Below are 24831 nucleotides of genomic sequence, written 5' to 3'. Positions count from 1 at the left end.
CCCGAGGACGAGGAGACCGCCCGTGCCGCAGATCGACGTCGATGGGGAGAGCCTGGGCTACGACCGCGCCGGCCGCGGCGCGCCGCTGGTGTTGATCCACAGCCTCGGCACCGCCGCCTGGCTGTGGCGCGAGCAGATCCGCCGCTGGTCGACGCGCTTCGACGTGATCGCCGTCGACGCCCGCGGCCATGGCCGCTCCAGCCGCAACGGCGGCTTCACGGTCCGCGCCGTCGCCTCCGACCTCGCCGCGGTGATCGCCGCCCTCGGGCTCGGCCCGGCGCGGGTGGTGGCGATCTCGATGGGCGGGCCGATCGCCGCCCATCTCGTCGATCTCGCGCCGGAATTGGTGAAGCGTCTGGTGATCGCCGACAGTTTCGCCACCCAGGGCGAAGCCGGCGCCGCCCGTGCCGCGACCATCGCCGCGACCATCCGCGGCGGCTCGCTGGAAGCCTTCGGCCGCGCCTATGCCGCCGACACCCTGGTCGAGGACGCCGAGCCGGCGCTGTTCGAGACCCTGGCGGCGAGCATCGCCGGCATGACCGCGGAGGCCTACATCGAGGCGGCGCAGTCGGTGTTCACAGCCGACGTGGTCGAGTTGATGAAGGCGATCCGGGTGCCGACCCGCGTCGTCGTCGGGTCGCGCGACCAGCGCACCCCGCCGCATCTCTCCGAGGCCATCGCCGCACTGATCCCCGGCGCCGACTTCCGCGCCATCGACGGCGCGCGTCATCTCGCCAACCTCGATCGACCCGAGGGCTTCCATGCGGCGATCGATCCGTTCCTGTTCGCCTGACCCTTCGGCCCCGGAGATCCTGCCCCGATGACCACCGGCCCGCTCGGCATCGCCCCGCTCGTCCAGGAGAGTGCCCCGCTGCGCCGTCGCCTCGTCGCGGCGCTGCGTCGATCGATCGAAACCGGCGCACTCGCCGCCGGCGAGCGGCTGATCGAAAAGGATCTCTGCGCCGAACTGGCGGTCAGCCGCACCGTCTTGCGCGAGGCCCTGCGCGAGCTCGAATCCGAGGGGCTGGTCAGCGCCGGCGCGCGCGGCCTGTTCGTCACCCGGCTCGACCGCGCCGAGGCCGAGAACCTCTATGCGGTGCGCGCCGCACTCGAAGCCCTGATGGCGCGGCAGTTCTGCGAACGCGCCGACGCCGACGACGTGGTGTCGCTGCGCGCCGCCTCCGCCGACCTCGCCCGGGCCTATGGCGACGACGATCTCGCCGCCGCGCTCGAGGCCAAGCGGGCCTTCTACCGCCGCCTCGCCCTCGGCGCCCGCAACGAATTGAGTCTGGAGCTCCTGGCCCGCCTCGACTCGCGCGCCGGGCTTCTGCGCCGCCGGTCGCTGGCCGATCCGCGTCGCCGCGCTGCCTCGCTCGCCGAGATCGCGGCGCTGATCGACGCCCTCGAGCGTCGCGACGGGGCGGCGGCAGCCGAACTCGCCGAACGCCACGTCGCCGCGGCGGCCGCCGTCGCGCTGACCTCCTTCGACGTCACCCCCTCGCATCCGGAGCTCACTCAATGACCGACGCCCTCTATGACCGTGGTTTGGAAATCCGTCGTGCCGTGGTCGGCAGCGCCTATGTCGACAAATCGCTGGCCGAGGCCGACGACTTCACCCGTCCCTTGCAGGAACTGATCACCCGCTATTGCTGGGGCGACGTGTGGGCCCGCCCCGGGCTCGAACGGCGCGACCGCTCGCTGATCAATCTGGCGATGATCTCCGCCCTCAACCGGCCGCACGAGCTCAAGCTCCACGTCCGCGGGGCGTTGACCAACGGCGTCACCCGCGACGAGATCCGCGAGGTTCTGCTCCAGGTGGCGATCTACGCCGGCGTTCCCGCCGCCCTCGACAGCTTCCGCGTCGCCCGCGAGGTCTTCGCCGAGCTCGATCGCAATGCCGCACCGGCCACCGCCGGCTGAGCGACCCGCCGGGCGGGTCGGTCGCCGCTGCGGCCGCCCCGTCACGACGTCTGGTCCGCCGGGATCACCCGGCCGTCGATGGTCATCGGCTCGCCGTCGAGCGACAACGAGCAGCCGCGCAGCGGAATGTCCATGTGACACGGGGTGTTGCGCGTGCCGCCGGCCTCGGTGTTGGGGCCGCTCGACCACAGGAAGTTGCCGAGATAGGAGCGCGCGTCCATGCCGATCCCGGCCTCGCGGTCGTAGAGGCCGAGCGCCGTCCAATGGGCCCGGTCGTGCAGGCCCCAGCCGACATGGGCCATGGCATAGGCTTCCGGGTCGTCGAACCGGTCGATGTAGCTCTTGAGATATTCGGCTTCGAAACCGCCCACGATCCGGCGGATGTAACCGCCCTCGACGGTCAGGCGAATGGGATCGCGGGCATAGCGCTTGAACGGCAGCAGGATGTCGCCGGTGTCGATCACCAGCGTGCCCTCGGCGCTGCCCTCGTTCGGCCAGGTTGCGACCAGACAGCTCGGCCAGTGGTCCCAGGCGCCCGGCGCATCGGGATAGCCCTGTTGCTTCAGCACCGGATACTGCCCGAGCTCGCAGCGGAATTCGGTCCCGGCCTTGGAGGTGACGGTCATCACCTTGGCCCGCGCCAGCCGCGCCGCGGCGGCGCCGGCCCGGCGCGAGTCGCTGGCGTCGGGTTTCATCCGCAGCAGGATCTCGGCCGGCTCGACCGCCAGCAGCATGCGGGCGCCACCCTTCAGCACCTGCTCCTGCTCCGGCGAGAACAACAGCAGCATGGTGTCGATCACCAGATCGGAATGTTTCATCGCCTCCAGCGCCGGGCGGTTGCCCTCCAGCGCGGTGCGGCCGACGAAGCCCGACTTGTCGCGGCTGAGCGCGACGTCGCCGTTCATCGGCGGCAGGGTGACGATGGTCAGGATCGCCCCGAGCTGGGCCACCGCGATCCGCGCCGTGGCGATCAGTTGGGGGTTGCTGTCGTCGCTGGCGAGCAGGGTGACCTGTTCACCGGGGACCAGCCTGGACAGGGCGAGAACGTCCTTCCAGGCCTCGACCAGTGCCGAATCGCTGATTGCCATGGGGAAACCCTCGTGTTCGCAGATCCCGCCGGACGGCGGCTCAACTCAGCGTGCGATAGGCGCGATCGAAATGGAGCAAGGGAGGCAGCGCCGCGCCCAGGCGGACCCCGACCACGGTGCCGAAGAACACCGTGTGGCTGTGGGCCTCGACCGTCTCGGCGAGCCGGCAATCGATGGCGACCAGGGCTTCGTCGAGGGCCGGCGCGCCGGTGACCAGGCTCGACCACGCGGCGTCGGCGAATTTCTCGGCCCCGAGGTTGCCGAAGCGACCGGCGAAGCGATCGGCGACGGTGCGGCTGCGGTCGGCGAGGACGTTGACGCAGAAGGCCTCGGTGCGGGCGATCGCATCGTGCGCTTCGCCGGATCGGTTGACGCAGATCAGCAGCGTCGGCGGCGAGGCCGCGACCGAGCACACCGCGGTCGCGGTCAGGCCGCGCGCCTCGGGACCGCGCCCGGCGGTGATCACCGTCACGGCGCCGGCGAGCCGGCCCATGGCGCCCTTGAAGGCGTCGATCCCGACCACCGGGTCGAGGGTGTGGGGTGTGGCGAGAAGCGACATTCCGGTCTCCTGTCCAGCCGCCGCTCGGGTCGGGCCGGATGGTGTTTCGGGGCGAACCGGCCGATCGCCGGCGGGTTCGAAGGTCCGGTGTCGGTCACCCTCGGGCGACCGGGGGCACTGCGGCGAGGGCCTGTTCGATGAAGGCGGCGGCGGCGAGCAGATCGGCATCGGCACCGATGCGTCCGACGATCTGCACCCCGACCGGCAGGCCGGCGGGTCCGCGGCCGGCCGGCAGCGACAGGCAGGGGCCGTGCAGCAGGGTCCACACCTTGTTGAACACCGGATCACCGGTCGCGCCGAGGCCGAGCGGCGCTTCGCCCGGCGCCGCCGGGGTGATCAGCACGTCGCAGCCGGACAGAAGCTCGTCGAGGAGATCGCGGCGGCCGCGCGCCACGTCCCGCGCGGCGGTGTAGTCCGCGAAGGTGGTGGCCGCGAGCGTGTCGAGAAAGCGCCGCGTCACCGCGGTCAGCCGGTCGCCCAGGCGATCGCGCTCGTAGGCCAGCGACCGCGGCGTCTCCCAGCCCATCACCGCGTCGTGGGCGGCCCATAAGCCCTCGAACCACTCCGGCACCGCCACGTCGCGCACCTCGACCCCGGCGGCGGCCAACGCCGCCACGGTGCGGTCGAGCGCCGCCCGGGTCGCCGGTTCGGCGAGCGCCCAGCGCGAGGTGCGGAACAGCCCGACCCGCGGCGGCGCGACCCGTTCGGCGACCGCCAGCCCCGGCCGTTCGGCGAGGGCGGCGGTGACGAAGGCGGCGTCGCGGACGTCGCGGGTGACCACCCCGAGCGTGTCGAGACTGTCGGACAGGACCTTGACCGCGGTGCGGTTGAGGACGCCGAAGGTCGGCTTGTAGCCGACCACGCCGCAATAGCTCGCCGGGCGGATCAGGGATCCCGAGGTCTGAGTGCCGAAGGCGGCGTGGACCATGCCGGCGGCGACGGCGGCGCAGGAGCCGCTCGACGATCCGCCTGGCGTATGGGCGGGATCGACCGGGTTGCGGGTCGGGCCGGGGCTGGCCATGGCGAATTCGGTGGTCACCGTCTTGCCCAGCACCACGCCGCCGAACCGCCGCGTCAGCGCGACGATCGGCGCATCCCAGACCGGCCGGACGCCGGCGTAAGCCGCCGACCCGTATTCGGTCGGCATGTCGGCAGTGTCGATCACGTCCTTGACGCCGAAGGTCACGCCGGCGAGCGGGCCGCTGCGGTCGACGGCGCGCGCCGCCTCGAGCGCCCGCTCGGCGTCGACATGGGCCCAGGCGCCGAGCGCGGCGTCGCCGTCGGCGATGCGCTGGACGAAGGCCCGGCACACCGCTTCGGCGGCGAGGTCGCCGGCCGCCACGCGGCGGGCGGTCTCGCGCGCCGACAGGGCGGCGAGGGCGTCGTTGGGGGGCGGTACGACGGCATTCATGGCTGCAACTCCGCAGGAGCGGGACGGCGCGCCGAGAGGGGCGCCGGGCGGCGATCGAACCACGGCCGCGCCCGTTCGAGCTGACCGGCGAGCCGGAACAGCGTGGCGTCGCGGCCGAGGCCGGCGCCGAACTGGACGCCGATCGGCAGGCCGCCGGCCGAGGTGCCGAGCGGCACGCTCATCGCCGGGAAGCCGGCGGCGTTGAACACGCAGGTGAACGGCGCATGGCGCCAGAAATCGTCGTAGAAGGCGTCGAGGGTCTTGCCCGCCCCGGCGAGGCGGCCGAGCGGCGGCGCCGGCTCGGCGGTGACCGGCGACAGCAGCACGTCGTAGTCGACGAAGAATCGCCCGAGCGCCCGGGCGGTGCGGTGCAGGGTGGAGATGGCGGCGAGATAGGCGGTCGCCGGCAACCGCCGCGCTTCCTCGATCCACGCCGCGTCGACCGCTTCCATCATCGAGGTCGGATCGGCGAGCCCGAGCGCCGCGGCCCGCGCCTCGACCGCCGCCAGCACGTTGACGCCGGCGATCACCCGCCACGCCGCCTTGAGGGCGGCGGCGTCGTAACCGGCGGGACAGGCCTCGACGACGTGACCGAGATCGGCGCAAAACAGCGCGGCGGCATGGGCGGCGGCGGCGCAGTCGGGATCGATCGGCGTGCCGAGCGGCGACACCGGGGTGTAGCCGATGCGCAGGATCCCCGGATCGCGGCCGACCTCGGCGAGATAGGGGCCGTCCCCGAGCGGCACGGCGTAGGGGTCGCCGACGTCGGGGCCGGCGGTGGCGTCGAGCAGGGCGGCACTGTCGCGCACGCTGCGGCTGACCGCGTGCGGCGTCGACATGCCGGCGATGCCTTCGACAGCCACCGGTCCGAGTGGATTGAGCATGCGGCTCGGCTTGAAGCCGAACAGGCCGCAGTGCGCCGCCGGCACTCGGGTCGATCCGGCGCCGTCCGAGGCATGGGCCATCGGCACGTAGCCGGCGGCGACCGCCGCGGCCGAGCCGCCCGACGAGCCGCCGGGCGTGCGTCCGAGGTCCCAGGGGTTGCGGGTGACGCCGAAGGCTTCCGGTTCGGTGGTGAAGCTCAGCGCGAATTCCGGGGTGTTGGTCTTGCCGATCAGCACCAGACCGGCGGCCTTCTGGCGCGCCGCCAGGGTCGAATCGCTGGGCGAGACCACGTCGGCGAACAGCCGCGATCCCGTCGACAGGATCGTCCCGGCGACTTCGAGGCCGGTGTTCTTGACCAGGAACGGCACCCCGGTGAACGGCCCGTCGGGCAGGCCGGCGGCGATCGCCCGGCGGCCGAGATCTTCGAAGCGATGGACCACCGCGTTGAGGGTCGGTTCATGCGCCTCGATGCGCACCAGGGCGGCGTCGAGGAGTTCGCTCGCGGTGACCTCGCCGGCCCGCACCAGGGCGGCGAGCCCGAGGGCGTCGTGGGCCTCGTAGTCGGCAAATCCCCCGACCGGCGGCACTGTGGGCTGGACGCTCATGAGGCGACGGCCTTCAATTGGCGTTGGAAGTCGGCCGGGTTCCAGAAGTCGGTGGTCGCGGCGATCCGCTCGTCGGCGATCTCGAACACGAACACCCCGGGCAGTTCGATCGCCAACCCGCGGGTCGGGGCGCCGCCGAGATCGAAGGCCAGGTGTCCGGTCAGGGTGTAGACGACCGCGACCGAAGCGCCGGCTTCGATCCGTTCGCGCAAATCCCAGTGGGCGTCGGGCATCAGGCCGAAGAAGCGCGTCAAGCCGGTGGCGAGCGCCTCCGCCCCTTGCCGGGTCTGGCCGCCGGCCTGTTCGCGATGGCGCCCGTCCTCGGCATAGAGCGCCACCGCGGCGGCGGCGTCGTGGGCGTTGTAGGCGGCGTAGAAGGCTTCGACGAGGTCCGGATCGGCGCGCATCGGCAGGGCTCCGCGGTCGGCGAAGGGGACCGACGTGGCGAGCCGCCACGTCGGGGGAGTTCGGGGACCCGCGGCGCGGGGCGCCTCAGGCCATGCCGGCCAGCTTCTTCACCTGGGCGACGAAACCGTCGCGCTTGACCTCGTTGAACAGGCGTTCGCGCAGCCGCGGCGCCGGGCTGGCGTTGACGTTCTCGAACAACGCGACCCGACCGGCGAGCGAGCTGCAGGTCATGTCCCAGACGAAGTTCATCAAGAGTTCCTTGGTCTGGGCGCTGACGCCCTTGCCCGGCAGCAGCTCCTGCAGGTAGTGGCCGATCTCGGGATTGTCGAAGGCCGCCCGCCCGAAGCGCATCACCAGCCCTTGGCCGCACAGTTCCTGCAGCGTGTGGATGATGCGCGGATAGTGCTGGATCGAATACAGGCGCCCGGCGGTCAGCATGCCGACGTCCGGGGCCATCACGCCCCCGTCGGTCAGCGTCGCCTTGGCCTCGGCGGCATAGATGAAGGCGCGGAGCGTGGTGGCATATTCGATGATCTCGCCGAGCATGCCCTGGACCGCCGGGATGTGGCCGGTGCCGAGCACGTCGAGAACCATCTGGCCGGCGCCGACGAACAACTCGGCCTTGACCGCCAGACGGGTCAGCACGTGCCAATGGGCGAAGACGCACACCGGCCCGTAATATTGCATCGCCGTCGGGTCGCCGAGGTTGAAGATCCGGTCGGTCGGCACGAACACGTCGTCGAAGATGATCAGCTGATCGGCTTCCTCGCCGAGCCGGGTGATCGGATGATCGAACGGATCGGCCCCGGGCTGCGACACCATCTCGCGCGACACCATGCGGATGCCGTCGGAGGCGATCGGCACCGAGGCCCAGATGCAGGCTTCGGCCGGCGTGTCGCGGATGCCGCCGAGATTGGTGAAGAAGATGTCGTTGGCCTGGGCGGCGATCGAGCCGACGGTCTTGCAGCCGGAGACGCGGATGCCGCCCTTCTCGACGCGCTTGACGCGGAGCAGCGAGGCCTCGGTGCCCTTGGCCGAGGAGCGGTCGTTCTGCGGTCCGGTCAGGCTCTCGGAGGCGGTCAGGTTGGTGTCGCGGCCGAACTGGACGTAGCGCTCGATGTTCTCGGCGAAGTCCGGATTGCAGCCTTCGATCAGCGACTTCTTGGCCTTGAAGGTCGGCAGGTGGGCGAGCAGGCCGACGGCGATCGCCGGCGCCAGATCCGGCGGCCGGCCGAAGGTGCCGCCGGTCTTCAGGCTGGTGTATTCGATCATCTTTCGGCGGTCGGCGAGGTCGGCGATGGTGCGCGGCACCTGCCAGGCGCGGCTCGCCACGGCGCCGCTGTCGGGATCGGTGTAGGTGGTGGCGTCGGCGTGTTCGAGGCTGAACTGATCGTCGAACATCGAGGCGATCAGATCGACGCCGGCCGACAGGGACGGGTCGTCGAACACCTTGGCGAGTTTCACGCCGTTGACCCAGATCGCCCGGCCGTCGTCGAGCGACCGTTTGAACTCGGCTCCGGTCCTCAGCTTGTGGCCGACCGGCAGATCCCGTTGCTGCGTCTGCGCGTTCATCGTTCGCTCTCCTCGGAAGCCCTGTCACCGGTTCGGCCATCGGCACGACCACGCGGCCGCCCTCGGTCGGGTTCGCAGACGGGTCACGCCGGAGGTAGCGGAGATTCGGCGGGCGACGCGGTCGGCTCGGCGGGATTGATCCAACCATTAATCGGGATAATTGGTCAAGATGCCTCAACCGATAAGTTTGGCCCGGTCGGTGGCGCCAATTTGATCACACCCCGAAGCCCGGCAAAATACTTATGCAGAATCGGCCTAAATCGGTAAAATTCCGGGCAAATCGCCGATCCGCGGCGGGATTTCTCCGCCCAAAGTTTAACCCGGAACCGATTTCGGGCCTCAACCAATACCGCTTGGTTGAGCAATTTCAGTCCGAACCATGTTGACCAAAACCAAACGGTCTGTCTCTCTGGTTGACACGGAGACGCCGAACGGGACGGCGCCGATCGCCAGCGAGGTCACCAGGATGATCGCCGGACGAAGCCACGATCGCTCAGTCGACGCCCCGCGGGCGGCAGGCGAGCCGATCGCCCGCGGAAGCCTCCGTACACACCAGGTCGATCGGGCTCTCTGCTCCGCCGCGTCGCCGTGCCAGGGGCACGTCGCTGCGCGTCGAGGCGTCCCGGCCGGCGACACCGCACCACAGCGTCTGGATCGGCATGCGGTCCTGGTGGTCATTGAGCAGATGGATCGCGCCGGTCGCCGGGTTCGACCATAGCGTGGCCGTCACCGCCGCGCCGGGTTCGGCGCGGCCGATCTCGACGGAATACCAGTGCGCGATCGCCGCCGAGCAGACCATCGGCCCGGCGGAGCGGTCGAGGGCGCGGAACGGCACGGCGATCAGGCCGTCGGTTCCGCGTTCGACGACCACGACCTCTTCGGCCACGACCGGCGCCGCAACGCCGACCACCGCGGTAAGAGTTGCAAGAACAAAAAGAAAAGAACGACCGAACATCCCTTGACTCTCCAATCGAATTCGAGGCGTTGGAAGTACCATACTCGTCAAAATCATGAACAACAACCGATCCGTGATCGGTCAACTCAAAAATCGGGGGTATGATTCCATGAAAACGACGCTCTTTGGTGGTGTTGCTGCGATCTTCATCGGTGTTTGCTCGATCGCCCAGGCCGCCGAGTTGAAGTCCATCGCCATTCTGACTCCGGAGGCCGGCACCGACTACGGTTGGAACCAGCAGGGCATCGTCGCCGCCAAGGCCGCCGGCGCCGCCGCCGGCGTCAAGGTGATCGTCGCCGAGAACCTCGGCTACGGCGACGTCCGCCCGACCTTGCGCGAACTCGCCGAGGACGGCGTCGGTCTGCTGATCGCCCACGCCAGCGGCTACAACACCGCCGCACCCGAGATCGGCGCCGAGAAGAAGATCCCAGTGGCGATCGTCGACAGCCCCGACGCCCGCGCCGCCGGCAAGGTCGCCGACTACACCGCCAGCGGCCACGAGGGCGCCTATCTCGCCGGCCGCCTCGCCGCCAAGATGAACCGCACCGGCACCGTCGGCATCGTCGTGTCCGGTGAACCGCCGTCGTGGAATTCCCAGTCGGTCGCCTTCGCCGAGGGCGCCAAGGCCGAGAAGCCGGCGATCGCCGTGCGTTACGCGGTGATCGGCCCGGCCGCTTATTCGGATGCCGCCGGCGGCAAGCGCGTCACCGAGGCGCTGATCGCCGCGGGGGCCGACATCGTCTTCGGTCAGGGCAACGGCTCGAGCTTCGGCATGTTGCAGGCGGTCGAGACCGGCAAGGCCACCGACGGCGGCAAGGTCTTCTTCATCGACGTGATCGGTGACAAGACCCCGATCGACAAGGGCAACCTCTTGAGCTCGGTGGTGTGGAACCTGCAGCCGGTCTACGCCGCGATGATCGCCGACGCCAAGGCCGGCAAATACGGCAGCCGCAACTACGGCATCCAGCTCGCCGACGATTCGGTGACGCTGCTCAAGACCAAGTCGATCCCCGACAAGGTCTGGGGCGAGATCCAGGCGATCCGCAAGGACATCGTCGACGGCAAGATCAAGCTGACGCCGCACTTCGATGCCGACGCCGTCCACAAGATCGTGTCGCCGTTGACCGTCGCCGCGCAGTGAGCCGCCTCCGGTCGCGGCGGACCCCCGTCGCGACCGGCCTTCGTCGTCCTCGTCGACCGGCGCAGCCGTGCCCCTCGACCACCCGTGATGCCGGACCATGACCCAACCAGGCCATCCCGCCGCCTTCCGCACCGACGAACCGATCGTGTCGCTGTTCGAAGTGACCAAGCGGTTTCCCGGCGTCGTCGCCAACGATTCCGTCTCGCTCGATCTGTGGCCGGGCGAAGTCCACGTGCTGCTCGGCGAGAACGGCGCCGGCAAGTCGACGCTGATCGGCATGCTGTCGGGGATCCAGACCCCCGATTCCGGCGCGATCCTGGTCGACGGCCGCGAACAGGTGATCGACACGCCGGCCCGCGCCCTCGAGCTCGGCATCGGCACGGTGTTCCAGCACGCCATGCTGGTGCCGTCGCTGACCGTCGTCGAGAACATCGCCCTCGGCGGCCCGGCGTGGTCGCGCCCCGACAAGCGCGGCATTGCCGCCCGCATGGCCGAGGTCTGCGCCGGCATCGGCGTCCGCGTCGACCCCCATGCTCCGGTCGGCTCGCTGTCGCTCGGCGAACAGCAGCAGGTCGAGATCGTCCGGGCCCTGATGCGCGGCAGCCGCGTGCTGGTGCTCGACGAGGCCACCGCGATGCTCACGCCGAAGGGCTCGGAGGAGCTCGGCGCCCTGATGCGGCGGCTGGTCGCCCGCGGCCTCGCGGTGGTGTTCATCACCCACAAGCTCAACGAGGCGCTGGCCTTCGGTCACCGCATCTCGGTGCTCCGCCTCGGCCGCAAGGTCGGCGAGATCACCCCCGACCGCCTGACCGCGCTGACGCCGCAGGTGGTCACCGCCGAAGTGGTCCGCCTGATGTTCGGCTCCGATGCCGCCTCGGCCGGCACGGCGAGCGGACCCGAGCGGCAACCCTTCGCCGGCGGCGCCCCGGTCCTGGAGATCTCCGGCCTCGCCGTCGACGACGAGGCGGTGCCGCTCGCCGACGTCGACCTCACCGTCGCCGCCGGCGAGATCGTCGGCATCGCCGGCATCGACGGCAACGGCCAGAAGCAGTTCGCCGAGGCGGTGGCCGGCCAGCGGCCGCTGCGCCAGGGGCGGATCGATCTCGACGGCCGGCCGATCGCCGCGCTGGCGATCGGCGAACGCCATCGCCGCGGCCTGCGCTACGTCACCGACGACCGGCTCGGCGAAGGCACCGTGGCGGCCTTTCCGGTGTCGCTCAACCTGCTCCTGAAGCGGGTCGGCGACGATCTGTTCTGGGCCGGCGGCCTGGAGCGCAGCGGCCCGATCGCCGATCACGCCCGCCGGCTGGTCGCCGAATACGACGTGCGCACCCCGGGCGTCGAGACGCCGATCGGCAAACTCTCCGGCGGCAACATCCAGAAGGCGCTGCTCGCCCGCGAACTGTCCGGCGAGGCGCGCGCGGTGATCTTCGCCAAGCCGACCTACGGCCTCGACGTCCAGAACATCCGGGCGTCGCGGCGGCGCATCCGCGAGGCCGCCGATCGCGGTCTGGCGGTGATCCTGATCTCGACCGATCTCGAGGAGGTCCTCGAACTCTCCGACCGCATCGCCGTGATGTCCCAGGGACGGATCGTCGGGATGGTAGCCAACGACCGATCGGCCCGGCTGCGGGTCGGCGAACTGATGAGCGGCGTAGCGACATGACCCTGGAAACCGCGGACAGCCCCCCGATCTCCCCGACCGCGCTGCGCCCGGCGCTGCGCCGCCACCTCCATCTGATCGCCACCACGGTGGTGCCGCTGGTCGCCGCGCTGGCGCTGTCGGGCCTGATCCTGGCGTTGCTCGGCGTCGATCCGCTCGCCTATTACGGCTGGGTGGTGCAGCGCGGCCTGCTGTCGCCGTCGGGGCTGGAGGCCACCGCCACCCGCATGGCGCCCTTGCTGCTGATCGCCGCCAGCCTGATCGTCGCCTTTCGCGCCGGCATCTGGAACCTCGGCGGCGACGGCCAGTTCCTGCTCGCCGCGGTGATCGTCGCGGCGGCGGCGCCGGCGCTCAGCGGCCATCTGCCCAACTGGGCGGTGCTGAGCTGTTGCCTGATCCTCGGCGCGGCGGTCGGCGCGGCGTGGTCGGTGGTGCCGGCCCTGCTCAAGGCCTGGCAGAACGTCAACGAGATCATCACCACGCTGATGATGACCTTCCTCGGCGTCTCGCTCGCCAACGTCCTGGTCAAGCTCGCCTTCCTCGATCCGCGCACAACCGTGCCGCAGACCCGCACGCTCGCCGTCGCCGATCGCCTGCCGCGCCTGTTCGAGACCACGGTGTCGAGCGGCCTGCTGATCGGGCTGGTGGCGATCGTCCTGGTTCATCTGATCATGACCCGCACCGCCTTCGGCCTGAAGCTGCGCATCGTCGGCGCCAATCCCCGCGCCGCGCTGCACGCCGGCCTGCCGGTGCCGCGCCTGACCGTCGCGGTCTTCGCCATCTCCGCGGCGCTCGCAGGATTGGCCGGCGCGGTCGAGATCGTCGGCGTCCAGGGCAACGTGCGGGCCGACTGGAACCCGGCCTATGGCCTCACCGTGGTGCCGCTGGTGTTCCTGGCGCGCTTCAACGGCTTCGCCTCGATCGCCTTCGTCTTCCTGTTCTCGGTCCTGTCGATCGGCGGCGAGAGCGCCGCCCGGCGGCTCGGCGTGCCCAACCATTTCACCCTGGTGGTGGTCGCGATCCTGCTGATCATGCTCGGCATCACCGAACATCTCGATCAACGCCGCCGCGCGGCGGGGAGGTGACACATGTCGGCTCTGTTCACCGAAGCCTTTCTCACCGCCCTGATCCTCGGCGCCGTCACCGCCGGCCTGCCGCTGATGCTCGCCGGCCTCGGTGAGCAGATCTCGGAAAAGGCCGGGGTGCTCAACATCGGCCTCGAAGGCATGATGCTGATCGGCGCCTACGGCGGCTTCCTGGTCGCCTATGGCTCCGGCTCGATCTGGCTCGGCTTCCTCGCCGGCGCGGTCGGCGGCGCCGCGGTCGCGGCGGTGATGGCGGTGCTGTGCGTCGGCCTCGGCCTCAACCAGATCGTCATCGGCATCGCGCTGACCCTCGGCGCCGAAGGCATGACCGCCCTCCAGCATCACTTCCAGTTCGCCCAGAGCTATCCGCGCCTGCCGGCGGTCCCGACCTTGCCGATTCCCGGCCTGTCGAGCCTGCCGGTGATCGGTCCGGCGCTGTTCGATCGCCCGGCGATCGTCTATCTCGCGGTCGCCGCGGTGGCCGTGACCAGCTGGGTGTTCCGCCGGACCCATCTCGGACTGGCGCTCCAGGCGGCCGGCGACAAGCCGGCGGCGCTCGATGCCGCCGGGGTCGGGGTGGTCGCCATCCGCTCGGCCGCGGTGCTCACCGCCGGGGCGCTCGCCGGTCTCGGCGGCGCCTTCATGTCCGAGGTCGGCGCCGGGATCTTCGTGCCCTTCATGACCAACGGCGCCGGCTTCATCGGCATCGTCCTGGCGATGCTGGCGCGCGGGCATCCGCTGTGGCTGCTGTGTGGGGCGGTGCTGTTCGGCGCCTGCCTGTCGATCACCACCGCCCTGCAGGTCGCCGGCGTCGACATCCCGACCGACGTCATCCAGATGCTGCCCTTCGCCACCGTGCTGCTGATCCTGATCCTGTTCGGACGCCGGGCGGCGCTGCCGCCGGCGCTCGGCGTCCACTATGTGCGGGGCGCGCGATGACCGATCGCTCAGTCCCCGTCGCGATCGGCGTCGATCACCGCCAGTGCCGCCGCCACGCCGGCGCCGACGTCGACCCGGTGGCCGAGGGCGGTCAGGGCGCCGCCGAAGGCCGCCACCGCGACCACCGCGTGGATCGGTTGGGCGGTCGGTCCCATGTGGCCGATACGGGTCAGGCGGCCGGCGGTGGCGCCGCGCCCCGACGACAGCACCACGCCGTAGCGCGCCCGGACCTCGCCGCGCAGCGCCGCCTCGTCGATGCCCTCGGGGGTGCGCACCGCGGTGGTGGTCGGCGAAGCGAAGGCGACGTCGGCCGGCCACAGGGCGAGCCCCATCGCCAGGATGCCGGCCCGGCAGGCCCGGGCGGTGAGCGCGTGGCGCGCCCACACCTTTTCCGGCCCCTCGGTGACGTAGAGATCGATCGCCGCCTCCAGGCCGTTGACCTCGGCCACCGACGGCGTGAACGGGAACGGCCGGTCGGCGCGCCAAGCGTCGCGCCAGTCGAGGATGCTGAGGATCGAGGCGCGGGGCGCACTCGGATTGGCTTCCATCTTGGCCCAGGCCCGCTCGGAGACGCCGAGGATCGACAGGCCCGGCGGGCAGCCGAGGCACTTGTTGGGCCCGGTGACGAACAGATCGGCGTGGGCGCTCTCGGCGTCGATCGCCATGCCGCCGAAGGACGACACCGTGTCGACCAGGAACAGCGCGCCGTGACGGGCGACGACCGCGCCGATCTCGGCGATCGGGTTGATCGTCCCCGACGGCGTGTCGTGATGGCAGGCGGCGACGACGGTGACGTCGGGCCGCGCGGCCAGCGCCTCGGCGACCGCGGCGGGATCGATCACCTGGTCATAGGGCACGGCGAGTTCGACGATTTCGGCGCTGGAGCGGCCGGCCCGGCCTTCGAAGCCCTTGGCGTAGACGCCGGAGACCAGATTCAGCACCACGTCGTCGCGGCCGATCAGCGACGCCGCCGCCGCTTCGAGCGCCAGCACCGGCTCGCCGTGCAGCAGGACGGGGACGGTCTGGGACTTGACCAGCGGCGCGAGCTTCTCGCAGACGCGTTGGTAGGTCGCCAGGAACAGCGGATCGTAGTCGTAGAGCACCGGCGAGGCGAGCCCGCGCAGCACCGCGGGATAGGCGTCGACGGGACCGGTGGTCAGCGTCAGGACGGGGGAATCGGACGGCGCGTAACGCATCGGGCACCTTTCGCTTCGGGATCGCCGGACGGCCGGGTCGGGTTGCGTACAACCAATAACCAGACCATTATCGCTTCAATGGTTCGAACCTCGCACCGCGGAAGCGCCGATGCAACCGGAATCTCGCAGCCCCAACTCCGGCGACAGCCCGGCTCGAATCTGCGGAATACTACGGATTTCGGCGCTGCCGGCCCGGTCGCGCGGGTGACGCCGGGGCAGCGAGCGATCTGTCGAAAGTTTCTGCCGGGGGCTCGACCATCCCTCAACCAATGTTGTATTGCGGCGTCGCACGGCCCATGTTCATCCAACGGCTGTCGGCGGAGCGATCTTCCGCCGACCCCTGTCGGACCGACGGCTCTAACCGGAGAACCCAGGTGACCTCGATCGAAACGCTGAGGGACGAGGCCGACCGCAACGGATCGCCGGTGGGCGACTCCGACGATTCGATCGGCCGCAAGGACGACACCGAATTCGCCGAGCTGCTCGAATCGATCCGGGCGATCATCGCCAAGACCGGGTCGATGCCGCCCGAGCGGATGGTGGCCGAAGAGTTGAGTGTGAAGCGTCACACCCTGCGCCGGGCGCTGGGGCGGTTGCGCGCCGCCGGCGAATTGGAACCGGCCCGCGCCGGCCGCCGCGCCGCCAGCCCGTTGGAAAAGGGGCGCGGTCTGATCGAATCGACCAATCCGTTCGAGGTGATGGAACTGCGCATGGTGCTCGAGCCGGCGCTCGCCCGGCTGGCGGCGCTGCGCGCTTCGCCGGCCGAGATCGAACGCATCCGCCGCGCCGCCACCACCGGGACCGGCAGCGATCCGACCGCCGCCGACATGGCCTTCCACAAGGCGATCGCCGCCGGGTCGCGCAACGTGCTGGCCTCCGAGCTCTACATCATCCTCCATCGGGTGGCGAGCGACGGCCGCCTGCGCTTCACCGACAGCGACGCCGATCTGATCCCGGAACGGGTCAAGGAACGCGACGCCGAACATCGGGTGATCGCCGACGCCATCGCCTCGCGCGACCCGGAGGTCGCCGAGCGGGCGATGTGGCAACATCTCGCCGCCATCCAGCAGAAGATCATCGGACGTCTGGCTCCGGGCGGCCTCTTCTAGGCCGCCCGCCCGCCGCTCATCGCAACCCGTCACCCCGCCCGTCGCGCCCGGCCCCGCCGTGGCGATCGCCGATCCGTGCCCAGCCTTCGACGCGAGGACCCTGCCCCGTGACCCCCTTCGACGTCCTGATCATCGGTGCCGGCTCGGCCGGATGCGTCCTGGCGGCGCGGCTTTCGGAAAATCCCGATCTCCGCGTCGGTCTGCTCGAAGCCGGCGATCGCCCGAGCGATCCCGACATCGCGACCCCGCAGAAATGGCCGAGCCTGCCCGGGCGGGCCTTCGACTGGGCCTATCGCACCGTGCCGCAGGCCGGCACCGCCGGCCGCCGCCACGACTGGCCGCGCGGCCGGGTCGTCGGCGGGTCGAGCTGCCTCCATGCCATGGCCCATGTCCGCGGCCATGCCGACGACTTCGCGCCCTGGGCCGCCGCCACCGGCTCGGCGAAATGGTCGCACGCCGGCCTGCTGCCGGCCTTCCGTCGGATGGAGCGCTTCTCGGGCGCCGCCGATGGCGCCCACGGCGACGCCGGGCCGCTGCCGGTGTGGCTGCCCGACGCGGAGGTCAGTCCGCTGGTGCGCGCCTACATGCAGGCCGGCGCCGACCTCGGCGTTCCGGTGATCGGCGATCACAACGCCGGCCCGCTCTGCGGCGTCGCCCCGAATTCCCTGACCATCCGCGACGGCCGCCGGGTCAGCGCCGCCGACGCCTGGCTGACCCCGGCGATCGCTCGCCCGAATCTCACCCTGATCACCGGCGCGGTGGTCCATCGCCTGGCCTTCGCCGGCGATCGGGTGACCGGCGCCGAGGTCGAGATCGACGGGCGCGCGGCGACGATTTCCGCGGGTGTCACCCTGATCGCCGCCGGGGCGGTCGCCTCGCCGCTGCTCCTGATGCGCTCCGGCATCGGCCCGGCCGGCGACCTCGCGGCGGCCGGGATCACCTGCCGCCTCGATCGCCCCGATGTCGGCGCCAACCTCCACGATCACCTGCTCACCGCCGGCAACGTCTACCGCGCCGCGCGCCCGGTCCCGCCGTCGCGGCTGCAGCATTCCGAATCACTGATGTATCTCGACGCCGACGATCCGACCCGCGCCGGCGGCCCGCCGGACGTCGTGCTCGGCTGCGTGGTGGCGCCGAGCGTGTCGGAGGGCTTCGCCGCGCCGGCCTACGGCACCGCCTATACGCTGCTCTCCGGGGTCACCCACCCGACCAGCCGCGGCCGCCTGACCGTCACCGGCCCGTCGGTCGGCGACGCGCCGCTGATCGATCCGGCCTATCTCTCCACCGACCACGACCGCCGCCTGATGCGGCGCGCCCTGGAGCTCGCCCGCGAGGTCGGCGCCGGCGCGGCGCTCGCCGGCTGGCGGGCCGAGGAGATCCTGCCCGGCCTCGACGTCCGCTCGCCGGCGGCTGTCGACGACTTCCTGCAACGCGCGGTGATCACCCACCACCATCCGGTCGGCACCTGCCGGATGGGCGCCGACGCCGACGCGGTGGTCGACGCCGATCTGCGGCTGTGCGGCTGCGACGGCGCCTTCGTGGTCGACGCCTCGGTGATCCCGACCATCACGTCGGGTCCGATCCACGCCGCGGTGCTGGCGATCGCCGAGACCTTCGCCGCGACGACCGAGGTCGCGGCGCTGCTCGGCTGATCGGCGGGGCCGATCGGGGAAACGGAGATCCCGAGCCGCATCGTTTCCCGGACCGATCGGACGATCGATTCAGTGGCGCCGGCTCCTCGCCCAGGCGGCGACGAACCGGTCTGCGGCGACCCCGACCTCGTCGACCGAGGCGCCGGGCCGATAGAGCGCCCCGCCGAGGCCGAAACCAGCGGCACCGGCCGTGCGGTAGGGCGCGAAACTGTCGGGCGTGATGCCGCCGACCGGCATCAGGCGGGTTCCCCCGGGCAACACCGACCGCAGCGCCTTCAGCACGCTCGGGGTCAGCAACTCCGCCGGGAACAGTTTCAACGCGTCGGCCCCGGCGGCCAGCGCCGCGAAGGCTTCGGTCGCGGTGGCGATGCCCGGCACACAGACGAGACCGGCGGCCTTGGCGGCGGCGATCACCGCGACGTCGGCGTGCGGCATCACCACCAGATCGGCGCCGATCGCCGCCAGCCGCGCCACCGCCGCGACATTGGTCACGGTTCCCGCGCCGACCAGCGTGTCGTCGCCGAGATCGGCGCGGATCGCTTCGATCGAAGCGAAGGGATCGGGCGAATTGAGCGGCACCTCGATCAGCCGGAAGCCGGCTTCCCAGAGCCGCCGCGCCACCGCCACCGCGTCGGGCGGGGTCAGGCCGCGCAGGATCGCCACCAGCGGCAGTTCGTCACAGATTTCCGCGAAAAGCGCCTCACGCCGGTCGGACATCGATCGTCTCCTGTTGCCGCCCCTGCGGTTCGTCCACCAGACCGGCCGCCACCGCGAAGCGGAACAGCCCGTCCGGGGCGGTATTGCCGAGTTCGGCGGTGACCGGGATTCCGGTGAGACGCAGCGCCTCGGCGTAGCGCCGACTGAGCCGCCCCTCGCCGATCAACACCACCGGCACGTCCGGTTCCGCCGCCCCCAACGCCCGGGCGCCGGCCAGTTCGTGGCCGATCAGCAAGCCCGAGAGATAATCCTCGAGCACGTCGCCCGAAAGCCTGCGCATCAGGCCGAGGGTGCGCACCGCGAAGAGATCATGGGCGAGCACCCGGCCGTCCGCCGCGCGCAGTCCCGCCGCGAAGGCCGCCGCGGCCGCGTCCGGCTCCGGCGCCGCCGCCTCCGGCATCAGACGGCCGAGGATCGAATGGCGCCGCAGGATCGCGAAGAGTTCGCCGGTCATGAAGGTGGCGAAGCGCACGATGCGGCCGTCGACCACCTCGACCCATTTGGAGTGGGTGCCGGGCAGCACCAACCGCGAGCGGCGCAGCGCCCGTGGCGCCCGCACCAACGCTCCGGCGATCTGGATCTCTTCGCCGCGCATCACGTCGGGCACGCCGTCGGCGGGATCGTGCAGCACGCCGGGGGCGATCAGGATCCGCACGCCCTCGGCGGTGGTCACCGCGGCCGCCCGGGTCGCCAGCGTCGCGGTGTCGGCGGGGGTGGCGACGTAGGGCGCCTCCTTCCACCCCTGGGCGCTGCCGACCATGCCGCCGGCCACCACCGGCAGCCCGGGCCGGCGCGCCAACCAGTCACCGCAGGCCTCGGCGAAGGCCCGTTCGAAGCCGGCGATGCCGCCGGGTGCCGGCAGATTCAGAATGCCGTGGGCGCTGTCGCGTTGCTCGAGCACCCGACCGTCGGCGCTCATCGCGAAGGCGCGCAGCGACGAAGTGCCCCAGTCGAGCGCCACCAGTGCCGTCGCGGCGCGATCGGGCGGGGGGAAGGCCGGTGCTGTGGTCATGGAGTCCATCCCAGGTCGCCGGAGATCGCCGCGGCGCGATCGCGGACGATCGGCCCGAGTTCGGTCATGCGCTCTTCCGACAGGTGCGAGACGGCGCCGGCGACGCTGATCGCCGCCACCACGCCGCCGGTGACGTCGCGGATCGGCGCCGCGACGCAGCGGATGCCGATCTCGTTTTCTTCGAAGTCGTAGACCCAACCGCGGGACAGCGCCGCCGCGAGGCGGTCGCGGTAGGGGTCCCAAGCGATCGGCCGCGCCGCGCGCGAAGCGCGGGCCAGCCGGTCGAGGGCGTCGTCGTAGAGCCCGCGCCAGGCGGCCGGCGCCACGCCGAACATAAGCGCCTTCCCGACCCCGGTCAGGGCCAGCGGCATGCGCTGGCCGATGCGCGAGCGCATCTCGAGGCCGCGGGTGCCGGAGATCTTGTCGAGATAGAACACTTCCGGCCCGTCGGCGACGCCGAGATGGACGGTGTCGCCGGTCTCCTGCGCCAGCGCCTCGAGGCGCGGCCGGGCGATCGCCACGATCGGGCGCTGTTCGATCGCCCGCGCCCCGAGTCGGATCAGCTTGGGCCCGAGCGTATAGCCCTTGTAGGGCAGGTGATGGAGATAGCCTTCGGCCACCAGGGTGCCGAGCATCCGGTGGGTGGTCGAGCGCCGGGTGCCCAGGCGTTCGACGATCCCGCGGAGATCGGTGACGCCTTCGGCGACGAACTCCAGCAGCGCCAGACCGCGCATCAGCGTCTGCGTCCCTGCGGGTTTCGGCGGGTCCTTGCGTCCGCGCGGCACGCCGGAGGGCGCGGTCGCGACTTCGGCTCTTCGCTCGCTCACGGCGTTTCCCCAGGCGTGATCCGACGCCTGCCCGCGATGCTAGGAGCGGATCGGAATCGTGTCAAATAGATAGATGGTTGTTCACATAGTGAGACAATTTCGACGGGCGCGCGGTGAATCCGTGCCGGCCCTCGACCTCGGTCGAACCGCCGATCCGAAGTATTCGATGCGATGATTTCGGCTCCGGCTCTTCATCGGCCCTTAAGTTCCCTGTGGGAGACCAGAGGGATCCTCGTGCATTGGGTGAAGATCATGCTTTCCCGCCTCGGTCTCGGTGCTCTCCTCGCGGCGACGATGGTCACGAGTCCGACGGTTGCCGCCGATTGGCTCGCCGAACGCCTGTCGGGCGAAGTCTGGATGGTGGCGCCCGGGCTCCAGCCGGTGCGGGTGTCGGCGGGCACGATCGTGCCCGAGGGCTACACGGTCGCGACCGGCGCGGGCAGCCGCGTGCGCCTCGTCGCCGGCGGCACCGTCATCACCGTTCAACCCGGCTCGACCACCCGCATCGGCGCCCGTCGGTCGTTCCTCGCCGGCGAAGAGACGATCGTCCTGCAGCAGAGCGGCAAGATCGACTACGACGTCGAGCACCGCGACGCGCCGCACTTCACGGTCGAGACGCCTTATGTGGCGGTGGTCGTCAAGGGGACGCAGTTCAGCGTCGCCGCCGATCGTCGCACCACTGCGGTGGCCGTCGGTCGAGGGCTGGTCGGGGTCCGCGAATACAAGACCGGAGCGAACGCCGACGTCGCGCCGGGCCAGGGTGTCACCGCCGGGCTGCAGATCCGCGGCCTCCAGGCGATCGGGCCGCGGCCGCCGACGATCCGACCGGGCCCCCCCGGCGTCCCGAGCGTCGCGCCCGCCGCCGTCGATCTCACCGCCTTCCGCGCCGAAGTCGCCGCGGCCGCCGCCGCCGAAGCCAAGGGGAGCACGGCGAGTTCCGGGGGCTCCTCGTCTTCGGAAGGAACCGGAAATTCAGCGAAGAACAGCGGCACGTCCGGCGAAGGGAACGGGAACGGAAACGGCAATAACGGCAACGGCAACAACGGAAACGGCGGCGGCAACGGCAACAACGGGAACGGCGGCGGGAACGGTAACGGCAACAACGGCAACGGTAACGGGAACGGCGGCGGCAACGGGAACGGCAACAACGGGAACGGGGGCGGGAACGGCAACGGGAACAACGGCAACGGCAACGGGAATGGGGGTGGGAACGGTAACGGCAACAAGGGGAACGGCAACGGGAACGGTCGGAGCTGATCTCCGGACTGTCCGCCGACCGTCGAACCCCGGGGGGAACCGTGCATGGAAAATCTCCGGCGGCGTTGGGCGAGATCGGCGATCCTCGCTCTGGCTCTGATCGCGACCGTGCCGACCGCCGAGCGTTTCGGTCTCCTCGCGTCGTTCGACCGCGCCCTCGCCGATCGGCGGTCGAGCGTGGCGCTGCACGAGGTCGTCGGCGATGTCGTCCTCGTCGACATCGATGCCCGCAGCCTGTCGTCGATCGGAGTCTGGCCCTGGCCGCGTCGGTTGCACGGGGCCCTGGTCGAGGCCGCCGCCCGCCTCGGGGCGCGGCGGATCGCCTTCGACGTCGATTTCTCCAGTCGCGCCGCCGATCCCGCCGACGACGCGGCCTTCGCGGCGGCGCTCGCCGCGACCCCGGTCGAGACCCTGCTCGCCGCCTTCACCCAACCGGCCAGCGCCGGCACCGGCGACCTCCAGGCGTCGCTGCCGATCGCCGCCCTGCTCGACCATGCCTGGCCGGTGGCGGTCAACGCGCCGACCGATCCCGACGGGGCGGTCCGCCGCTTTCCCTACACGATGCGCATCGGTGCGGAGACCGTGACCTCCCTGCCGGCCCTGCTCGCCGGCCGCACCGCCGCCGGCACCTTCGGCATCGACTACACCATCGATCGCACCCGCTTTCCCCGCATCTCCTACGTCGATCTCCTGGAGGGGCGGGTCGCCCCCGCGGCGATCGCCGGCAAGACGCTGATCGTCGCCGCCACGGCGATCGAACTCCACGATTTCTTCCCCGCCCCCGGCGGCGGCATCGTCTTCGGCTCGACCATCCTGGCGCTGGCCACCGAAACCCTGCTGCAGGGTCGCGAGCTCACGGCCCTGACGCCGCCGCCGGCGCTGGAGATCGCGATTGCCGCGCTCCTCGCCTTCGCCGTCGTGCCGCGGCGCCGCCTCGCCGGATCGTTGGCGCTGCTGCTCGGGCTCGATCTGGGGCTCGAGGTCGGCGCCTTCGCCCTGGCGCAAGGGCTCCATGTGATGCTCGCCACCGCCGGGGCGCATCTGCTGATCGCGGTCGTCGCGGTCTCGGCGATCCAACGCGAATTCGGCCTCCGCCGCCTGCTGTTGTGGGTGCGCAGCCTCGAGGTGCGCAACGGCGAGGCGATGATCGATCGGCTGGTCGACGAAGGTTTCGACGCCGTTCTGGTGTTCGACGACGGCGGGCGCATCCGGCGGATCAATCATCGCGCCGTCGCCCTTCTCGGCCTCGCCGTCGACGGCACCGTCGGGCAATTGCCGCCGAGCCTCGCCGACGCGGTCGGCGCCGTCCTCGGCGGCACCGCCGATCGCCACGCCCGTACCGAGACCCAGCTCACGGTCGAGCGGGCCGGCGATCGTCGCATCGTCGATGCCGGCATCTCGGCCTTCGACGTGCGCCGCGCCACCGATCGGGCTGGCCTCGGCACGCCGGCGACCTTCGTCTGCGTCACGCTGCGCGACGTCACCGAACGCGAACAGGCCTACGCGCGCATTCGCCAACTGGCGCTCGAAGATCAGGCGACCGGACTGCCGAACCGCAACGCCGTCGAGGCCCGGCTGGCGCGCCCGGAGGCCGGCGCCGGTGGGGCTCTGGTCCTGCTCGGCCTCGACCGCTTCCGCAAGATCAACGAACGCCTCGGTCACGGGATCGGCGACCGCGTCCTGAACGAGGTCGCCGGCCGTCTCGTCGCCACGGTCGGGGCCGACGGCTTCGTCGCCCGGCTCGGCGCCGACGAATTCGCGGTGGTCGTCCCCGGCGATGCCGCCGCCGGGTCCGAGCTCGCCCGCCGGCTGACCCTGGAGATCGCCCGGCCGATGGCGATCGCCGACCATCGTCTGGTGCTGTCGGCGAGTGCCGGGGTTGCGGCGATCGATCCCGCATTGCCGGCGACGGCGCGCCTGAGCCGCGCCGAGAGCGCGCTGCGCGACGCCAAACGCAGCGGCGCCGGATCGATCGCCTGTTTCGACGCGGCGATGGACACGTTGCGGCGCAAGCGTCTGGCGATCGAATTCGGTTTCGCCGCCGCCCTCGACGCCGGGGCCTTCGAGGTCGTCTATCAACCGCAGGTGTCGCTGGCGACGCGGCAACTGATCGGCGTCGAGGCGTTGGTGCGCTGGACCCATCCGACCGAAGGGCCGATCTCGCCGGCCCTGTTCGTCGCGGTGGCCGAAGAGACCGGCATGATCCATCGCCTCGGCGCCTTCGTCCTGGAGCGCGCCTGCCGCGACGCCATGACCTGGCCGCGGCCGATCACCGTCGCCGTCAACGTCTCGCCGATCCAGTTCCAGACCGGGGATCTGGTGGCGATCGTCGAGCGCGCGCTGGCGGTGTCCGGTCTCGCTCCGACCCGCCTCCAGCTCGAGATGACCGAATCGGCCTTCGTCCACGACGGCGACACGCTGCGCGCCTCGTTCGACACCCTGACCGGGCGCGGCATCACCTTCGCTCTCGACGATTTCGGCACCGGCTATTCGTCGCTGAGCCACCTGACCCGCTTCCCGATCTCCAAGATCAAGATCGATCGCGCCTTCGTCACCGACGTGCCCGCCGACGAGACCTCGATGGCGGTGCTGCGATCGGTGATGGCGCTCGCCGAGGGGCTCGGCGCCGAGACCATCGCCGAGGGCATCGAGACCGAGGTCCAGGCCCGGGTCCTGACCGATCTCGGCTGCCGCCAGGGTCAGGGCTTCCTGTTCTCGCGCGGCGTCGCGGCGCCGGCGATCGCCGCCCTGATGCGCCCCGAGCCCGCGGCGGCCGTCGCCTGAGCCCCCGCTCCGAAGGTCATCGATCGCACCACCGAAGCGATGCAGC

Annotated in this window: 22 protein-coding genes; 11 read left to right on the top strand and 11 right to left on the bottom strand. The window is 71.2% G+C overall.

Features of this window, described 5'->3' with window-relative positions; all coding sequences use genetic code 11:
* The first annotated feature begins 22 nt into the window (after nucleotides 1-22).
* The 3 genes from EYW49_RS01095 to pcaC are packed head-to-tail and all read left to right on the top strand — an operon-like array spanning nucleotide 23 to nucleotide 1920.
* A complete protein-coding gene (locus EYW49_RS01095; RefSeq protein WP_165498087.1) occupies nucleotides 23-793 on the top strand; it encodes an alpha/beta fold hydrolase in 771 nt (256 codons plus the stop codon).
* A gap of 27 nt (nucleotides 794-820) precedes the next feature.
* On the top strand, nucleotides 821-1522 hold the full coding sequence (locus EYW49_RS01090; protein ID WP_131305032.1) for a GntR family transcriptional regulator: 702 nt from the start codon (nucleotides 821-823) through the stop codon (nucleotides 1520-1522).
* Nucleotides 1519-1920: a 4-carboxymuconolactone decarboxylase gene (gene pcaC / locus EYW49_RS01085; RefSeq protein ID WP_131305031.1), complete on the top strand. Its 402-nt coding sequence runs from the start codon at nucleotides 1519-1521 to the stop codon at nucleotides 1918-1920. Before EYW49_RS01090 ends, pcaC begins: the two co-directional genes overlap by 4 nt.
* A 41-nt stretch (nucleotides 1921-1961) precedes the next feature.
* On the opposite strand, the gene EYW49_RS01080 is transcribed toward pcaC, so the two are convergent.
* The 7 genes from EYW49_RS01080 to EYW49_RS01050 form a co-directional block, all read right to left on the bottom strand.
* Entirely contained in the window at nucleotides 1962-3008 is a 1047-nt protein-coding gene (locus tag EYW49_RS01080; RefSeq protein ID WP_131305029.1) for a M29 family metallopeptidase, read from the bottom strand.
* Between the two features lie 40 nt (nucleotides 3009-3048).
* Nucleotides 3049-3567, bottom strand: a complete 519-nt coding sequence (locus EYW49_RS01075; RefSeq protein ID WP_165498086.1) for a flavin reductase family protein — start codon at nucleotides 3565-3567, stop codon at nucleotides 3049-3051.
* A gap of 94 nt (nucleotides 3568-3661) precedes the next feature.
* Nucleotides 3662-4978: an amidase gene (locus EYW49_RS01070; RefSeq protein ID WP_131305025.1), complete on the bottom strand. Its 1317-nt coding sequence runs from the start codon at nucleotides 4976-4978 to the stop codon at nucleotides 3662-3664.
* On the bottom strand, nucleotides 4975-6468 hold the full coding sequence (locus EYW49_RS01065) for an amidase (protein ID WP_131305023.1): 1494 nt from the start codon (nucleotides 6466-6468) through the stop codon (nucleotides 4975-4977). Before EYW49_RS01065 ends, EYW49_RS01070 begins: the two co-directional genes overlap by 4 nt.
* Complete coding sequence (locus EYW49_RS01060) at nucleotides 6465-6875, bottom strand: nuclear transport factor 2 family protein (protein ID WP_131305021.1); 411 nt, start codon at nucleotides 6873-6875, stop codon at nucleotides 6465-6467. The genes EYW49_RS01065 and EYW49_RS01060 overlap by 4 nt, the downstream gene beginning before the upstream one ends.
* A gap of 85 nt (nucleotides 6876-6960) precedes the next feature.
* Nucleotides 6961-8448: a 4-hydroxyphenylacetate 3-hydroxylase N-terminal domain-containing protein gene (locus EYW49_RS01055; RefSeq protein WP_131305019.1), complete on the bottom strand. Its 1488-nt coding sequence runs from the start codon at nucleotides 8446-8448 to the stop codon at nucleotides 6961-6963.
* Between the two features lie 493 nt (nucleotides 8449-8941).
* The gene (locus EYW49_RS01050; RefSeq protein ID WP_131305017.1) at nucleotides 8942-9469 is read right to left on the bottom strand and encodes a hypothetical protein; all 528 of its coding nucleotides are present in this window, start codon (nucleotides 9467-9469) and stop codon (nucleotides 8942-8944) included.
* A 43-nt stretch (nucleotides 9470-9512) separates the two neighbouring features.
* On the opposite strand from EYW49_RS01050, the gene EYW49_RS01045 reads away from it, so the two are divergent.
* The 4 genes from EYW49_RS01045 to EYW49_RS01030 all read left to right on the top strand — a co-directional run bounded on the left by EYW49_RS01045 (nucleotide 9513) and on the right by EYW49_RS01030 (nucleotide 14231).
* The gene (locus EYW49_RS01045; RefSeq protein ID WP_131305015.1) at nucleotides 9513-10544 is read left to right on the top strand and encodes a putative B6 ABC transporter substrate-binding protein; all 1032 of its coding nucleotides are present in this window, start codon (nucleotides 9513-9515) and stop codon (nucleotides 10542-10544) included.
* Nucleotides 10545-10641: 97 nt separating this feature from the next.
* Nucleotides 10642-12210: a putative B6 ABC transporter ATP-binding protein gene (locus EYW49_RS01040; RefSeq protein ID WP_131305013.1), complete on the top strand. Its 1569-nt coding sequence runs from the start codon at nucleotides 10642-10644 to the stop codon at nucleotides 12208-12210.
* Nucleotides 12207-13292 (top strand): putative B6 ABC transporter permease subunit 2, encoded by a 1086-nt coding sequence (locus tag EYW49_RS01035; protein WP_131305011.1) that lies wholly within the window; start codon nucleotides 12207-12209, stop codon nucleotides 13290-13292. Before EYW49_RS01040 ends, EYW49_RS01035 begins: the two co-directional genes overlap by 4 nt.
* Nucleotides 13293-13295: 3 nt before the next feature.
* On the top strand, nucleotides 13296-14231 hold the full coding sequence (locus EYW49_RS01030; protein ID WP_131305009.1) for a putative B6 ABC transporter permease subunit 1: 936 nt from the start codon (nucleotides 13296-13298) through the stop codon (nucleotides 14229-14231).
* Between the two features lie 8 nt (nucleotides 14232-14239).
* On the opposite strand, the gene ppaT is transcribed toward EYW49_RS01030, so the two are convergent.
* On the bottom strand, nucleotides 14240-15427 hold the full coding sequence (gene ppaT, locus EYW49_RS01025; protein ID WP_131305007.1) for a pyridoxamine--pyruvate transaminase: 1188 nt from the start codon (nucleotides 15425-15427) through the stop codon (nucleotides 14240-14242).
* Nucleotides 15428-15801: 374 nt separating this feature from the next.
* On the opposite strand from ppaT, the gene EYW49_RS01020 reads away from it, so the two are divergent.
* Nucleotides 15802-16536: a FadR/GntR family transcriptional regulator gene (locus EYW49_RS01020; RefSeq protein WP_165498085.1), complete on the top strand. Its 735-nt coding sequence runs from the start codon at nucleotides 15802-15804 to the stop codon at nucleotides 16534-16536.
* A gap of 107 nt (nucleotides 16537-16643) precedes the next feature.
* Nucleotides 16644-18188, top strand: a complete 1545-nt coding sequence (locus EYW49_RS01015; protein ID WP_131305003.1) for a GMC family oxidoreductase — start codon at nucleotides 16644-16646, stop codon at nucleotides 18186-18188.
* A gap of 69 nt (nucleotides 18189-18257) precedes the next feature.
* Here the strand turns inward: EYW49_RS01015 and EYW49_RS01010 are convergent, their stop codons facing one another.
* The 3 genes from EYW49_RS01010 to EYW49_RS01000 are packed head-to-tail and all read right to left on the bottom strand — an operon-like array spanning nucleotide 18258 to nucleotide 20744.
* Nucleotides 18258-18905: a 2-dehydro-3-deoxy-6-phosphogalactonate aldolase gene (locus EYW49_RS01010; RefSeq protein WP_131305001.1), complete on the bottom strand. Its 648-nt coding sequence runs from the start codon at nucleotides 18903-18905 to the stop codon at nucleotides 18258-18260.
* A complete protein-coding gene (locus EYW49_RS01005) occupies nucleotides 18889-19917 on the bottom strand; it encodes a 2-dehydro-3-deoxygalactonokinase (protein WP_206365343.1) in 1029 nt (342 codons plus the stop codon). The genes EYW49_RS01010 and EYW49_RS01005 overlap by 17 nt, the downstream gene beginning before the upstream one ends.
* A complete protein-coding gene (locus tag EYW49_RS01000) occupies nucleotides 19914-20744 on the bottom strand; it encodes an IclR family transcriptional regulator (RefSeq protein WP_206365342.1) in 831 nt (276 codons plus the stop codon). The genes EYW49_RS01005 and EYW49_RS01000 overlap by 4 nt, the downstream gene beginning before the upstream one ends.
* A 234-nt stretch (nucleotides 20745-20978) precedes the next feature.
* Between EYW49_RS01000 and EYW49_RS00995 the strand changes: the two genes are divergently transcribed.
* Together EYW49_RS00995 and EYW49_RS00990 are read left to right on the top strand one after the other, a co-directional pair.
* Nucleotides 20979-22001: a FecR family protein gene (locus tag EYW49_RS00995; protein ID WP_165498084.1), complete on the top strand. Its 1023-nt coding sequence runs from the start codon at nucleotides 20979-20981 to the stop codon at nucleotides 21999-22001.
* Nucleotides 22002-22046: 45 nt separating this feature from the next.
* Nucleotides 22047-24785, top strand: a complete 2739-nt coding sequence (locus EYW49_RS00990) for an EAL domain-containing protein (RefSeq protein WP_131304995.1) — start codon at nucleotides 22047-22049, stop codon at nucleotides 24783-24785.
* Nucleotides 24786-24831: the final 46 nt, after the last annotated feature.

Source organism: Siculibacillus lacustris (assembly GCF_004328075.1).
Lineage (GTDB): Bacteria > Pseudomonadota > Alphaproteobacteria > Rhizobiales > Ancalomicrobiaceae > Siculibacillus > Siculibacillus lacustris.
This window is presented reverse-complemented; position numbering and strand designations above follow the sequence as displayed.

Bases quoted from the DNA above. Each gene is read 5' to 3' on its own strand.
- EYW49_RS01090 (WP_131305032.1), top strand. From the start codon at position 821: ATGACCACCGGCCCGCTCGGCATCGCCCCGCTCGTCCAGGAGAGTGCC.
- pcaC (WP_131305031.1), top strand. From the start codon at position 1,519: ATGACCGACGCCCTCTATGACCGTGGTTTGGAAATCCGTCGTGCCGTG.
- EYW49_RS01080 (WP_131305029.1), bottom strand. From the start codon at position 3,008: ATGGCAATCAGCGATTCGGCACTGGTCGAGGCCTGGAAGGACGTTCTC.
- EYW49_RS01075 (WP_165498086.1), bottom strand. From the start codon at position 3,567: ATGTCGCTTCTCGCCACACCCCACACCCTCGACCCGGTGGTCGGGATC.
- EYW49_RS01070 (WP_131305025.1), bottom strand. From the start codon at position 4,978: ATGAATGCCGTCGTACCGCCCCCCAACGACGCCCTCGCCGCCCTGTCG.
- EYW49_RS01065 (WP_131305023.1), bottom strand. From the start codon at position 6,468: ATGAGCGTCCAGCCCACAGTGCCGCCGGTCGGGGGATTTGCCGACTAC.
- EYW49_RS01060 (WP_131305021.1), bottom strand. From the start codon at position 6,875: ATGCGCGCCGATCCGGACCTCGTCGAAGCCTTCTACGCCGCCTACAAC.
- EYW49_RS01055 (WP_131305019.1), bottom strand. From the start codon at position 8,448: ATGAACGCGCAGACGCAGCAACGGGATCTGCCGGTCGGCCACAAGCTG.
- EYW49_RS01045 (WP_131305015.1), top strand. From the start codon at position 9,513: ATGAAAACGACGCTCTTTGGTGGTGTTGCTGCGATCTTCATCGGTGTT.
- EYW49_RS01040 (WP_131305013.1), top strand. From the start codon at position 10,642: ATGACCCAACCAGGCCATCCCGCCGCCTTCCGCACCGACGAACCGATC.
- EYW49_RS01035 (WP_131305011.1), top strand. From the start codon at position 12,207: ATGACCCTGGAAACCGCGGACAGCCCCCCGATCTCCCCGACCGCGCTG.
- EYW49_RS01030 (WP_131305009.1), top strand. From the start codon at position 13,296: ATGTCGGCTCTGTTCACCGAAGCCTTTCTCACCGCCCTGATCCTCGGC.
- ppaT (WP_131305007.1), bottom strand. From the start codon at position 15,427: ATGCGTTACGCGCCGTCCGATTCCCCCGTCCTGACGCTGACCACCGGT.
- EYW49_RS01010 (WP_131305001.1), bottom strand. From the start codon at position 18,905: ATGTCCGACCGGCGTGAGGCGCTTTTCGCGGAAATCTGTGACGAACTG.
- EYW49_RS01005 (WP_206365343.1), bottom strand. From the start codon at position 19,917: ATGACCACAGCACCGGCCTTCCCCCCGCCCGATCGCGCCGCGACGGCA.
- EYW49_RS00990 (WP_131304995.1), top strand. From the start codon at position 22,047: ATGGAAAATCTCCGGCGGCGTTGGGCGAGATCGGCGATCCTCGCTCTG.